A 12,257-nucleotide genomic window follows, 5' to 3' on the forward strand; every position below is an offset into this window, starting at 1 on the left:
TCCTGATCATCCAAGATTTGAATATAATTTATCGGTTAAATTTGAAATATTTTGAGAGCGAATGTTTTTTGTTTTTCATAAACTGAGAAGCCATTTCCATTCCCGTGACGGAAAATGTAATTCCGTTTCCTCCGAAACCCAGTACGAAATAGGAATTCTTAAACTTTTTATGTTCCCCGATATAAGGCAGACCGTCTTTCGTCTCCCCGAACGTTCCGGCCCAGACAAAATCTGTGTAAAAATGATAATCGGGTTTTATTTTTTTCAGGTTTTTTAATATTTCTTTCTCTTTTTTATTGAGAAGGGCATCCCGTTTTTCAGCATTATAAAAATCTTCGTCTCCCCCGCCGATCAGAAGTCTTCCGTCATCTGTGGTACGCATATAGATATAGGGGTCATCTGTATTCCAAACCAGTGTACTGGTGATATTTTTGAATTTATCATCATCAATTTCTGAAACGATGGCATAGGTGCTTTTTAAATCTACAAAATTTTCTTTCAGGAGGGTTTTACTTTCATAACCGATGCAGTAGATCACTTTTGTAGCTTTTATCTGAAAACCGCTGTCAACCGTCACCAGATTAAAACCTTTATGATACTCCACTTTTTTCATTTCGGTTTTATCAAATATTTTCAGTCCTTTTTTTGCATTGTGCTCCAGTAATTCATGGGCAAATTTAAAAGCATCAATACTGGCTCCCTGTCTGGAAAGAATTCCTCCGTACGTATTTTCAAAGCCAAACTGCCTGATAATCTGGTCCGCTTCGAGCCACTTTACATCAAACCCTGCGTCTTTTCTGGCTTTATATTCCTTTTTAAGCCAATTCACATCTTTCTTTTTTGAAGCGAAATACAAAGATTTCTTCCGTTTAAAACCTGCATCAGATCTGATCTGTTTTGAAAGTTTTTCAAGAATATCTATGGCATCAGAACAGGCTTTATAGCTTTGAACGGCTCCTTTTTCGCCAATCATATCAGTGAGTTCAAAAAGGGGTACATCTATTTCGTATTGCAGCATGGATGTTGTGGCAGAAGTGCTTCCATTACAGATCTCGCGCTTATCGATAAGGACTGTTTTATAGCCGTCACTGATCATCTGATGAGCAATAAGACTTCCTGTAATGCCTCCGCCAATAATCAGAACATCGCATGATTCATCAGATTTCAGGGATGGGTAAGAAAATGTAAGTCCGTTTTTCAGCAACCAGAAAGGTTCGTTTGATTTTAAATCCATAATTGAATATTATATTAGAAAATGTACCACATGTGTGTTTTTTAACTATTTATTATCAATTTATGGTGCAATTATTGTACCCAGTTTTAAAATCCAACCACCTAAAAAAAAATAATATGATAACGATTATTCCAGAAGCTCCGGAAAATGTTGCAGCATTCAGTGCAAACGGAGAAGTGACTAAAGAAGATTTTGAAAATCTTGTAATTCCTCATGTAAAAGAGAAAGTGGAGGAGTTTGGTGAGCTGAATTACCTCCTTTATTTAGATACCGATCTGGATAATTTTACCATGGGAGCATGGCTTCAAGATGCATTTTTAGGATTGAAAAATCTTACAAAATGGAACAGAGCAGCCATCGTTACAGATAAAGAAGGGGTACAGAACTTCACCGATATTTTCAGTGTCCTGATGCCGGGAGAATTCAAATCTTTTCCCAAAGAAAATCTATACAATGCCCTTTACTGGTGTAAAAACGGTAATGAGGTAGAAGTGTGATGCTACGCTGAACGTAACGGGTATGGGATTCGTGTTTGAGGGATTTAATCCAGAAGAGAGTTGCTGGTTGACAGTTGCTGGTTGGCCGTAATTACGACAAATATTTTAGTAGCCGGCATGTCTTGCATCTTGATTCTTGATTCTTGATTCTTGTTTCTTAATTCTATCATCCACCATTAGTATTTCCACCCTCAGCTGTAATATAATAAAAAAGAGACTTTGTCCATCCATTGAACAAAGTCTCTTTTTGTATGTATCCGTTGATTGGTCAAGCAGGAATCAGCAAATTGCTTTGATGAAATAGCTGCTTTAATTTATATTCCTTTCTTATTTATCACAAGGCACACATTCCACAGAAGCGTCCTCATTTTCCGGAGATTCTTTACCGTAAAGATATCTGTATCTCAAGCTTATGGCAAGGCCAATGAATGTCATTCCTACGCCTACCAGTGACGGATATTTGAAAGAAAGACCATATTCCAAAGGAATTCCACCCAGGAAAGCCCCCATCGCATTGGCTATATTAAAAGCAGCCTGCATAAATGCAGCGGCCATCATTTCACTCTTAGGAGCTGCTTTCATCATCATAATATTAATAGGTGCCGCAACGGACATCGATAATGCTCCACAGATAAAGGTCAGCACCAGCGCCATATTTTTATGTTCAGCAAGAAAAAATACGCCTGCCAGAGAGATCATCATTAAAAAGATCAGCAACGCACATGTTTTTTCAGGTCCCAGCCTGTCAGAAATAAATCCCCCGGCAAGATTTCCTACCACCATTCCGGCTCCGGCAAGGATCATTACATACGCCATCTGATTGCTTTGAATGCCTGCTACTATGGTCATTAACGGGGTAATGTAACTGAACCATGTGAAAAGCCCTCCAAATCCGATTGCCGTAATTCCCAATACCAGCCATGACTGCTTGTTTTTAAGAAATTTCAGCTCTTCAAGGAAATGGGTATCCTGATTCGATTCTATAGCAGGAAGCCATAATTTCAGGAATAATATGGCGAAAAGTCCGATCAGGGCTACAATAGCAAAATAAATCCTCCAGTGATATACATGCCCGATGTAGGTTACCAGCGGAACCATCAGCAGGTTTGCGACCGTAAGCCCCGTAAACATCAGGGATATGTAAAGTGCCTCCTTCCCTTTTCCGGCCATTCTGGATGCTACCACTGTTCCTACCCCGAAAAATGCTCCATGGGGAAGCCCGGACATAAATCTCATGATCAGCATGCTCGTGTAATCTGGCATCACTGCAGAAAGTCCGTTAAATAAAGTGAAGAGGATCATTAAAACCATCAGCACTTTTTTAGGAGGAAATTTCACAGAATATCCGATCAGGATCGGAGCCCCGATAACCACGCCCATCGCATAGGCGGAGATCAAGTGTCCAGCTTCAGGAATGGTAATTTTTAACGTATTTGCAATATCGGGAAGCAGTCCCATTACGGTAAATTCCGTGGTTCCGATTCCCAAACCGCCTATGGCCAGCGGTATTATTCTTTTATCAATCTTCATGATCAGTAAAACTTTTTTCGAATTAATATTCAATGGTTTTTCAAGAAAATCCGGGATGATGCTCCATCTTTATTTTGAAAGTGCAAAAATCGTAAGAAATATCGGGTATTACTTCTCTTTAAATGATAAAAATTTGCTCTCTATTAACCTTTTTATGTAATTTTAAAATCAGAAACAATCAAATCAGAACAAGATGAAAATTCAGAAGGAAGTCATAGAGTTTGAAAAAGGAAAATCTTTCAAGCTTTTCTCGCCGTCTTTAAAGAACTGTTTTTTCTGGCATCACCACCCTGAAATAGAGCTGGTGTACGTGGAAGCTGTGAACGGTATCCGCCATGTTGGAAGGGATATTTCAGGCTTTACGGAAAGCGATCTTCTTCTGATAGGCTCCAATGTGCCTCATCTGAATTTCGATTACGGCATCCAGACGGAATGCAGGCAGATGGTTCTGCAGATGCGGGAAAATTTTCTTCAGGACATTATCCTTCCCGTTCCGGAATTTGAAAATATTAAAAAGCTTCTCGAACGGTCTTATCTGGGCCTTTCTTTTTCAGGAGAAACGAAAAAACTGGTGGTCAGAAAAATGAATGAAATCATGGATAAAAATTCTTTTGACGCCCTGATGGGACTTATTGAAATCCTACAAACCCTTGCTGCCTCAGAAGAAGTGAAAGAACTGAATAAGGAAGATACCCGGATAAAATGGTTTCTGAATGATAAAATCAGAATGGGAACGATCTATGATTATATCCATGAGAATTACGATAAAAAGCCGAACGTTAATGAAATTGCGAAGATGGTAAGCCTGAGCACTCCCGCTTTCTGCCGGTATTTTAAAAAACAGACGAATATGACGTTTACGGAATTTGTGAATAACTACCGAATCAATCAGGCGAAAATCTTTCTTTTGAAGGATTATTCTGTCACGGAGGTTTGTTTTCAGGTGGGTTTTGAGAGTCTGTCTTATTTTAATAAACTGTTCAGGCAGCATACGGGTGAAACGCCTTCTGAATTCAGGAAAAAGCATTTGAAGAATATTGAAATGGGTGGTTAGAATTTTTTATTGAGTTTTTTTTAACCACGGATTGCACGGATTTGCACAGATGATTGCATTTTAGGTTTTGGCTGAAGCCTTGATGATGTTTACTATTTTGAAAATGGGCTAAAGCCCATTGCTATTGAATTTAATGGATTGATTTAATCATTTAATCATTTAATCATTTAATCATTTAATCATTTAATCATTTAATCATTTAATCATTTAATCATTTAATCATTTAATCATTTAATCATTTAATCATTTAATCATTTAATCATTTAATCTTTTAATCATTTAATCATTTAATCTTTTAATCTTTTAATCTTTTAATCTTTTAATCTTTTAATCAAACAATAAAACCGCTCTTTGGAGCGGTTTTATTGTTTTAGTGTATATGTTTTTCAGCGTGGTAAGAGCTTCGTACCAATGGTGAGCTTTCCACATGTCTGAAACCTAAGCTTCTTGCAAAATCTCCGAGTTCATCAAACTCTTCGGGCGTGATGAATTTTTTTACCGGCAGATGTTTTTTGGTAGGCTGAAGATATTGTCCAAGGGTGATTACATCCACATTGGCATTTCTGATGTCTTCAATGGTTTGGAACACCTCATCTTTAGTTTCACCTAAACCTAGCATTACTCCGGTTTTTGTTCTTCTCTGGCCGGCTTCTTTTAAGTATCTCAATACCTCTAAGCTTCGCTCGTATTTAGCCTGGATTCTTACTTCTCTGGTCAGACGTTTTACCGTTTCCATATTGTGAGAGATCACTTCCGGAGCTACGGCTACCAAACGGTCAAGGTGTTTTGTAAGCCCCTGAAAGTCCGGAATCAACGTTTCCATAGTGGTTCCCGGAGATATTCTTCTTACGGCATTTACGGTTTCACCCCAAAGGATTGAACCCATATCTTTTAGGTCATCACGGTCTACAGAGGTAAGAACAGCATGCTTGATCTTCATTAATTTGATAGAACGCGCCACTTTTTCAGGCTCATCCCAGTTCACATCAAGCGGTTTTCCTGTTTTTACACCGCAGAATCCGCAGCTTCTGGTACAGATATTTCCTAAGATCATGAACGTGGCCGTTCCTTCTCCCCAGCATTCTCCCATATTCGGACAGCTTCCGCTCTGGCATATGGTATTTAATTTATATTTGTCCACCAAAGTCCTAAGCTCTCTGTAATTTTTTCCGGTAGGAAGTTTTACACGGATCCACTTTGGTTTTTGAACGGTAGTATCTTGCACTAAATTTTCCATCTCTAAAATTGAAGTTCAAAGTTAAGGAATTTTTAATGGAAACCATCTAATGGAAAAATTGATGGAACAGATAATCTTCAATAATGATTTTAATGAGGTCAGGAAGTCTGAAGCTGGAAGAGGGAAGTTATTAAGGTCCCGAGCACAGGCAACACAGTTTTATTAATCTGATTCAAAATATAATTGTAATTTTAAATGATCAAATTGACGTCATGAAAAAGATCCTCCTTGCCCTATCCGTTGTTTTTACTACCTTTTGCTATGCCCAGAAAGAATTTCAGCCGGCCGGATCTGAAGTGATAGAAACTGTGGAAGGAGATCTCGATGGTGATAAAATTCCTGAAAAAGTTATCATTTACAACACCAAAGATGAAGGGGAACTGGGTAAGGTTCGTGAAATTCAGATTCTGAAAAAAAGCGGTGGAACGTGGAAGATTCTTGCTAAATCCCGAAATGCGATACTGGAAAGTGCAGGCGGCGGCATGATGGGCGATCCTTATCAGGGAACCACTATTGAAAAGGGGATCCTGAATATTACCCAGGCCGGTGGCAGCAGCTGGAAATGGGGCTATACGGACAAATACAGGTTTCAGAACGGACGTTTTGAGCTTATCGGACATTCTTCAGAGAACGGAAGACCCGGAGATTATTGGACGGAAGTGGATTTTAACCTTTCCACCGGGCAGATCAACTATAAAAAAGAAGTAGAAAACACTAAAGAATATGGCCAATCCAAGCAGGAAGTCTATATTAAAAAGGGGTTAAAGATTGATCTTCAGAACAGGCATCAGGAGAAACAGAGGAAATTTATTCTTCCTAAGACGAAAGAGGATATTTATTTGTGAGAATTTTGAACCGTTAAGATTGTTTAAGTTTTTAAGAATAGTAAGGATGAGCTTCGCTTTAAGTTTAAAAGCCATTCAAAAGCTACCGGGATTCTTATCGCATTAACCTTAGTTGAATTACTAGTCTCGAAACACGAAACCCGCATCCCGAAACACAATGAACTCATCTGAAATCTGGCCTCTGAAGTCTAAAATCCTGGTTCTTGATTCTTGGCTCTGATCTCAAACCTAATTATCATCAAAATCATTATTTTTCAGCAGCTCTGCAAGGACTTTCTTGGCCCGCATTACCCTTACTTTGGTATTGGCAACGGAAATTCCCAGTTCTTCTGCAATTTCTTTAATGCTCTTTTCTTCAAAAAATCTTAATCTGAGAATATCCTGGTAATTGGCATCCAGTGATTCAATGGTTTTAATGATCTTTTTCTGTTCTTCATCGGAGATCATAAGTTCTTCCGGAGACTTTGCAAACTGGTTTTTCACTTCATCAAGGTTCTCCGTAGGGTCCTGATTTTCCCGGCTTCTTTTTCTCCAGAAATCAATTACCGTATTTTGGGCAATGGTCAATATCCATGTTTTAAACTGAAAGTGCGGATCATACATATCGAGCTTCGACAGCACTTTGGAAAAAACATTCACCGTGATTTCATCTGCATCATTTTCGTCTTTCACTTTTTTCATCACAAAAGCAAAAACATCCACCCAAAAAACATTGATGAGTCTGGTCTGGGCCTTCTGGTCCTTTTCTTTTGCCTTTTGAATAAGCAGGAATAGCTGTTCGTCGTTCATTATTAACAAATATAAATGATTTGGATGAAAATTGCAAAGGGGTTAAATGGTTAAAAGGCGAAACTGCAATGATCCATCAGGAAATCCGTTTCTCAGGTATTAAAGACCCTGTGAAAGCTATTTTACACTTTTGCCGTTCTGCCGTTCTGCCTTTTTGCCCTTCATACTCCTGAATTTACTATCTTTGCACCATTAAATTTTAAAGAAAACAGAGAATGAATTCCTTTATAGAAGAACTGAAATGGCGTGGTCTTTTTGCCGATATGATGCCGGGAACCGATGAACAACTGAATAAAGAGGTAACTACTGCATATATTGGTTTCGACCCGACTGCTGATTCTTTGCATATCGGAAGTCTTATCCAGATCAAAATCCTGGCACACTTCCAGCAGCATGGCCACAAGCCTATTGCATTGGTAGGCGGTGCTACGGGAATGATTGGTGATCCTTCAGGAAAATCTGCGGAAAGAAACCTGCTGGACGAAGCCACCCTTCTTCATTATGTAGACTGTTTAAAGAACCAACTTTCAAGATTCCTGAATTTTGAAGACAATGGTCCTAATAAAGCGGAATTAGTGAACAATTACGACTGGATGAAGAATATTTCTTTCCTTGATTTTGCCAAAAATGTAGGAAAAAATATCACCGTAAATTATATGATGGCTAAAGATTCCGTGAAAAAGAGATTTTCCGGAGACGGCGGTGCAGACGGGATGAGTTTTACGGAATTCACGTACCAGCTTATTCAGGGATATGATTTCCTTCACCTGTATCAGAATAACAATGTGAAACTGCAGATGGGAGGTTCTGACCAATGGGGAAATATCACCACGGGAACTGAACTGATCCGTAGAAAGGCTCAGGGAGAAGCATTTGCATTAACGGTTCCATTGATCACCAAAGCTGACGGTTCCAAGTTCGGAAAATCCGAAAGCGGTGAAAATTACTGGCTGGACAAAAAGAAGACATCTCCTTATAAATTCTACCAGTTCTGGCTGAATGCTACAGATGAAGATGCTGAAAGGTTCATTAAATTCTATACTTTCATCGGAAAAGAAGAAATTGAAGCTTTAATTGAAGAACATAAAACCGCTCCTCATGAGAGAAAACTTCAGAAGAGACTGGCGGAGGAAGTAACGGTTTGGGTACATGGAAGAGAAGAGTATGAAAAAGCACTGAAAGCTTCTGAAATCCTTTTCGGACGTTCTACAGCTGAAGATCTGGTAAGCCTTGATGAGGACACTTTCCTTGAGGTTTTTGACGGTGTTCCACAGAAAGAGCTTCCAAAGGCTGATGTTCTGGGAGTAAATATTGTAGACCTTCTTTCCGAAAAATCAGGTTTTTTGAAATCTAAAAGTGAGGCACAGAGAGAGATCAAAGGAAATGCAATTTCTGTGAACAAGAATAAAGTAAACGACACGTATACCGCGAATGAAAACGACCTGATTGACAGTAAATTTTTACTGCTTCAAAAGGGTAAAAAGAGTTATTTCATCGTAAAAGTTCAATAAGATACTTCATATATAATCATATCAAAAGGCTGTTTTTTTTAAACAGCCTTTTTGATTTCGTAAAAATTTAAAATAAAAACCGTGGAATGACTCACGGCCTTTGTAGAGAGAGTTATCATTTTAAAGTTTTGATAATCTTCATTATTCACTTCAAAATTGACATGAAAAAACTATTATAAAAATTACATATGTTTAGTGTTTGGTGAGTTTTTCCTTTTGTTTGATGGGTATCTGTTTAAAATTTATATGAAATCCCGGCTTTCCCTCCTGATGCTACACTTCCACCTCCTACTTCCACATTCACTGCGAAATGATCTGTGAAATAATAACGGCCGCCAATCTGGCCGGCAAAGCCTACACCTGAAGAGTCTCCGTCTAAATAATCATAATCCGAGTCTCTGTATTGGTAAGAAAAAGAATTATAGGCTAAGGTAACTCCTGCGTATACATCAAATTTATTCGGAATTTTAAGCAGGGTATTGAAATGGTAGTTTCCGTTCACTCCTACTCCGAACCATCTTCCTTTGATATCGCCAGAATATTTTTCGGTAGCAAAACTTCCTTCAATCCCTACGGTAATATCTTTGTGAACTCCATAATCCAGTCCCGCATAAACAGGCATTCCCCATCCGTTAGCAAGTCCGATCCCTGCGTTGATCTGAGCGTCACCTTTTTGTACCCTCTGGGCATTCATAATTCCAAAAAAGGAAAATAAGCCCAGTAAAAAGATCTTTTTTTTCATTCTATATATTTTAAGTTTTAATGTTGTTTGCTTTTGTGTGTGTTAAGACTTCTGCAAAGCTATCGGCGGAAGAGGTGGAAAACAATCCTTGAAAAGCTGTAATTTTTTCTACTGATTTTTAGGTATTTTTAATCATTGTATTTTTAACTAAATTCAGCCTTTTACAAATAAAAAATCATCAAACTAAAGAGATGAAGAGAATAATGTTTTTTCTATGCATTCTGACGGCTTTTGTACTAAAGGCACAGGAGCTGGTTCCGCTTAATGAGAAAAAATATACAGACAGTTTACAGACGACTGCGGATAACCAGAGAAACAGCGGCCTTTCCAGGGCTGATGCTTACTTTTTATTGTCCAGTTATTACCGGAATTTTGATCCTGCATCAAGCCGGAAGTATCTGGATAATGGAAAAGCACTTATGGGTAAAGATCCTTTCACTGCTGCTAAGTATTTTTATTATGAAGGGCAGTATTATACGGATCAGGATAAAGAAAAAGCAATTTCATACTACCAGAACGCCATTCAGGCATTTTCAAAACTAAAGTCCAAAGAGTCTGATTTCTATCTGGCTTTGTGCTGGTACAACTACGGTATAGCGAAAAAGAACACAGAAGGTTATCCCTACTTAATAAAAACCATGCTTGAGAAAAGCATCCCGATAGCTGAAAAACATGGCGAAACCAAGGTATTGGGGTTTCTGTATACGCAGCTTGCCCTGATGCTTACGTATAATGCAGAATTTGAAAAAGCAGGCAATTATAACACAAAAGCCCTTCAGGTTCTGGAGAAAACAGCACCTCAATCTCCCGAGATGTTTTTTACCTACCTTAATATGACCAGCAATTATTGCTATCAGGTAAAGGCAGACATGGGAAAAAAGTTTCTGGATAAAGCAGAAAAAATGATTTCCCCTTATCCCGATTCTTCTTCAAATGCATCTTTCTACTATAATAAAACGCTTTATTTTGTAAGTAAGCAGGAGCATGATCAAGCATTGCAGGCTATAGATAAGGGACTGTTCTACACTAAAAAATTCAGGATGAAACTGATGATGCAGATGTTCTATTTCCATAAATATGATATCTTCAAAAAACAGAAAAAATTTACTGAAGCCAAAAATTTACTGGAAGATATCCTTGCAGAAAAGACCCTGGCAACAGATCTCAATAATAAAAAAATAATGTATCAGCATCTTTCCGACATCAATGAAATCCTGGGAGATCCTGTACAGGCTTTGGTATGGCAGAAAAAGTATTCCAAACTGAATGACAGCTTAAATGCGGAAAACATCAAGCTGGAGATCAATAAGATTGAAAGAAAATACAATACCTCCGAAAAGGAGAAAAAAATAGCCTTCCTGAATTCGGAAAAGAACCAGAAGGAAATGGAGGTCAATAAGAAAAATTATTATTTGTGGGTATTAAGCCTTGTTCTCTTATTGATCATTATTCTCTTAATCTTCCTTTTCGTTATTTACAGAAATAATAAAAAACTGTCCGAACAGAAAGAGATCAACCTTCAGCAGAAAATAGAAGATATTAAACAGAAAGAGGAACTCACTTTAACGAAAGCGATTCTGGAAGGTGAAGAAAAAGAAAGAGAACGTATTGCAAAGGATCTTCATGACGGTCTTGGAGGAATGCTGGCCGGCGTTAAAATTAATTTTTCCACCTGGTCATCTGCCCATCTGGAAGCAAAGAAACATGGAGATTTTTACAAAATCTTAGATCAGCTTGACCTTTCAATCGCTGAACTGAGACATGTTGCGAGAAATCTGATGCCGGAATCCCTGCTGAATTTCGGTCTTGAAACGGCTTTACATGATCTGTGCGAATTTTACATCCGGAAAGATCTGGACATTTATTTCCAGCCCATTAATATTGAAAAGAAACTTCCTCTTACGATTCAGCTTAATATTTACAGGATTGTACAGGAACTGCTGGCCAATGCGGTGAAACATTCCGGAGCAAGTAACATTCTGCTGCAATGTTCTCAGTCCGGAGAAAATTTCCTGATCACCATAGAAGATAATGGTAAAGGATTCAATAAAGAACGCCAGGAACCGGTAAAGGGCATGGGCTTTTTAAATTTAAAAAACAGGGTGAACTACCTGAAAGGAAAAATAGAAATACACTCAGACCCTCAGGGAACAACTATTAACATTGAACTCAGTACACATGGTGAATGAAAAAATAAATATCGTTATTGTAGATGATCACCCTATCGTTATCGAAGGGCTTAAAATGATGCTGAAAAGCCAGCCTTTTTTTAATATTTCCGAAAGCTTTACGTCCGGTTCAGAGATCCTAAGTTTCATCCGTACCCATGAAGTGGATATTATCCTTCTGGACATTACCCTGCCGGATGCCAATGGAACAGAACTCTGTCGTGAAATTAAAAAGATATCACCCCAAACCTCGGTGATCATGTTCAGCAACCGCTCGGAGCGAAGCATTATCATGCAGGCTATACAGAACGGAGCCAGCGGTTATCTTCTGAAAAATACGTCTATAGATGAACTGGTCGTGTGCATCAAAGGGGCACTTTCCGGGAATATTGTATTTTGTAATGAAACCAAGCAGATCATCAGCAGACCGTCTCAGAACGACCACCCTATACCAAGGCTTACCAAAAGGGAAAAACAGATCCTTCAGATGGTTGCGCAGGGGAAAACGAGTGCTATGATTGCGGAAGAACTGTTTCTCAGCCCTCTGACTGTGGACACCCACCGAAAGAACCTATTGCAGAAATTTAAAGCCAAGAATTCCACTGAGCTGATCAACCGCGCTGTCCAGCAGCATCTGCTTGAAGAATAAA

The 12,257-nt window shown here is 38.5% G+C and carries 11 protein-coding genes; 6 read left to right on the forward strand and 5 right to left on the reverse strand.

All coding sequences use genetic code 11. The features are described 5' to 3' along the window. Nucleotides 1-28 precede the first annotated feature (28 nt). Complete coding sequence (locus JET18_RS19310; protein WP_202093862.1) at nucleotides 29-1,234, reverse strand: NAD(P)/FAD-dependent oxidoreductase; 1,206 nt, start codon at nucleotides 1,232-1,234, stop codon at nucleotides 29-31. Between the two features lie 116 nt (nucleotides 1,235-1,350). On the opposite strand from JET18_RS19310, the gene JET18_RS19315 reads away from it, so the two are divergent. Next, complete coding sequence (locus JET18_RS19315; protein ID WP_202093864.1) at nucleotides 1,351-1,731, forward strand: SpoIIAA family protein; 381 nt, start codon at nucleotides 1,351-1,353, stop codon at nucleotides 1,729-1,731. A 327-nt stretch (nucleotides 1,732-2,058) separates the two neighbouring features. Here the strand turns inward: JET18_RS19315 and JET18_RS19320 are convergent, their stop codons facing one another. Next, the gene (locus JET18_RS19320) at nucleotides 2,059-3,261 is read right to left on the reverse strand and encodes an MFS transporter (RefSeq protein ID WP_202093866.1); all 1,203 of its coding nucleotides are present in this window, start codon (nucleotides 3,259-3,261) and stop codon (nucleotides 2,059-2,061) included. Between the two features lie 193 nt (nucleotides 3,262-3,454). On the opposite strand from JET18_RS19320, the gene JET18_RS19325 reads away from it, so the two are divergent. Beyond that, complete coding sequence (locus tag JET18_RS19325; RefSeq protein ID WP_202093868.1) at nucleotides 3,455-4,315, forward strand: AraC family transcriptional regulator; 861 nt, start codon at nucleotides 3,455-3,457, stop codon at nucleotides 4,313-4,315. 370 nt (nucleotides 4,316-4,685) lie between these two features. Here the strand turns inward: JET18_RS19325 and lipA are convergent, their stop codons facing one another. Then, on the reverse strand, nucleotides 4,686-5,552 hold the full coding sequence (gene lipA, locus JET18_RS19330; RefSeq protein ID WP_202093870.1) for a lipoyl synthase: 867 nt from the start codon (nucleotides 5,550-5,552) through the stop codon (nucleotides 4,686-4,688). Nucleotides 5,553-5,764: 212 nt separating this feature from the next. Here lipA and JET18_RS19335 point away from each other — a divergent pair, with 212 nt between their 5' ends. After that, complete coding sequence (locus JET18_RS19335; protein WP_202093872.1) at nucleotides 5,765-6,397, forward strand: hypothetical protein; 633 nt, start codon at nucleotides 5,765-5,767, stop codon at nucleotides 6,395-6,397. Between the two features lie 228 nt (nucleotides 6,398-6,625). Here the strand turns inward: JET18_RS19335 and JET18_RS19340 are convergent, their stop codons facing one another. Further along, nucleotides 6,626-7,186 carry an RNA polymerase sigma factor gene (locus tag JET18_RS19340; protein WP_202093873.1) on the reverse strand — a complete coding sequence of 187 codons (561 nt, stop codon included), beginning with the start codon at nucleotides 7,184-7,186 and terminating at the stop codon, nucleotides 6,626-6,628. Nucleotides 7,187-7,401: 215 nt separating this feature from the next. Here JET18_RS19340 and tyrS point away from each other — a divergent pair, with 215 nt between their 5' ends. Further along, complete coding sequence (gene tyrS, locus JET18_RS19345) at nucleotides 7,402-8,697, forward strand: tyrosine--tRNA ligase (protein WP_202093874.1); 1,296 nt, start codon at nucleotides 7,402-7,404, stop codon at nucleotides 8,695-8,697. A 235-nt stretch (nucleotides 8,698-8,932) separates the two neighbouring features. Here tyrS and JET18_RS19350 read toward each other — a convergent pair whose 3' ends face one another. Continuing rightward, nucleotides 8,933-9,439, reverse strand: coding sequence for an outer membrane protein (locus tag JET18_RS19350; RefSeq protein ID WP_202093875.1), 507 nt, complete (start codon nucleotides 9,437-9,439; stop codon nucleotides 8,933-8,935). 191 nt (nucleotides 9,440-9,630) lie between these two features. Here JET18_RS19350 and JET18_RS19355 point away from each other — a divergent pair, with 191 nt between their 5' ends. Both JET18_RS19355 and JET18_RS19360 read left to right on the forward strand, forming a co-directional pair. Further along, nucleotides 9,631-11,628 carry a tetratricopeptide repeat-containing sensor histidine kinase gene (locus JET18_RS19355; protein WP_202093876.1) on the forward strand — a complete coding sequence of 666 codons (1,998 nt, stop codon included), beginning with the start codon at nucleotides 9,631-9,633 and terminating at the stop codon, nucleotides 11,626-11,628. Continuing rightward, a complete protein-coding gene (locus JET18_RS19360) occupies nucleotides 11,603-12,256 on the forward strand; it encodes a response regulator transcription factor (protein WP_317193277.1) in 654 nt (217 codons plus the stop codon). Before JET18_RS19355 ends, JET18_RS19360 begins: the two co-directional genes overlap by 26 nt. Nucleotide 12,257 lies beyond the last annotated feature (1 nt).

The organism is Chryseobacterium endalhagicum, from assembly GCF_016745235.1.
GTDB lineage: Bacteria > Bacteroidota > Bacteroidia > Flavobacteriales > Weeksellaceae > Chryseobacterium > Chryseobacterium endalhagicum.

Bases quoted from the DNA above. Each gene is read 5' to 3' on its own strand.
- tyrS (WP_202093874.1), top strand. From the start codon at position 7,402: ATGAATTCCTTTATAGAAGAACTGAAATGGCGTGGTCTTTTTGCCGAT.
- lipA (WP_202093870.1), bottom strand. From the start codon at position 5,552: ATGGAAAATTTAGTGCAAGATACTACCGTTCAAAAACCAAAGTGGATC.
- JET18_RS19320 (WP_202093866.1), bottom strand. From the start codon at position 3,261: ATGAAGATTGATAAAAGAATAATACCGCTGGCCATAGGCGGTTTGGGA.
- JET18_RS19355 (WP_202093876.1), top strand. From the start codon at position 9,631: ATGAAGAGAATAATGTTTTTTCTATGCATTCTGACGGCTTTTGTACTA.
- JET18_RS19350 (WP_202093875.1), bottom strand. From the start codon at position 9,439: ATGAAAAAAAAGATCTTTTTACTGGGCTTATTTTCCTTTTTTGGAATT.
- JET18_RS19315 (WP_202093864.1), top strand. From the start codon at position 1,351: ATGATAACGATTATTCCAGAAGCTCCGGAAAATGTTGCAGCATTCAGT.
- JET18_RS19340 (WP_202093873.1), bottom strand. From the start codon at position 7,186: ATGAACGACGAACAGCTATTCCTGCTTATTCAAAAGGCAAAAGAAAAG.
- JET18_RS19325 (WP_202093868.1), top strand. From the start codon at position 3,455: ATGAAAATTCAGAAGGAAGTCATAGAGTTTGAAAAAGGAAAATCTTTC.
- JET18_RS19335 (WP_202093872.1), top strand. From the start codon at position 5,765: ATGAAAAAGATCCTCCTTGCCCTATCCGTTGTTTTTACTACCTTTTGC.
- JET18_RS19310 (WP_202093862.1), bottom strand. From the start codon at position 1,234: ATGGATTTAAAATCAAACGAACCTTTCTGGTTGCTGAAAAACGGACTT.